Annotated in this window: 1 protein-coding gene; it reads left to right on the top strand. The window is 42.0% G+C overall.

The features are described 5' to 3' along the window. The coding region (locus EHQ64_RS04130) for a hypothetical protein (protein ID WP_135648250.1) at positions 1-500 on the top strand (500 nt) is incomplete at both ends.

The following is a 500-nucleotide window of genomic DNA, read 5'->3' as shown; positions in this document are numbered from 1 at the left end:
AGATTCTCAAAACTCATTACATGACGACGATGTAAGAAGTGCGAACGGTTTATTGAGTTCAAGCGGGATCTATTCCACTCAGGAATTGGAACTTAGGATCGCTCAGGCCGAGTTAAAGGTTTTACAGGATAACCAAACAAGAGCCCAATCCGTATACGATTATGCAGTAGCGAATGTAGGAAATAAAACCGCAGCAGGACTACAAACGGAAGTTGAAACCTTAAAAGCGGACTTTATCGCAAAACAAAATGCATATTTGAGCTTACTTGCAGAACTAAATGGAAGTGGGGCTTCTTCCACATATTCTCAACCAGGACTGGATCCAACTTCGACAACGAATGTAGGAACAAATCCAGGTAGCGGAACAAGTATTTTATCTGATCTAGAGGTTGCAAATAAGGCATTAGAGGAAAAAAGAAAGGCGCTAGAGCTTGCTCGTGCAGAGCTTACAAATTCCCAAGCCGCATATGATAGCACTGTAAAAATGCAGGTGCTTATCC

The sequence above is a fragment of the Leptospira sarikeiensis genome, from assembly GCF_004769615.1.
Taxonomy (GTDB): Bacteria; Spirochaetota; Leptospiria; order Leptospirales; family Leptospiraceae; genus Leptospira_B; species Leptospira_B sarikeiensis.
The sequence above is the reverse complement of the archived record's forward strand: the minus strand, read 5'-3'. Positions and strand labels throughout refer to the sequence as shown.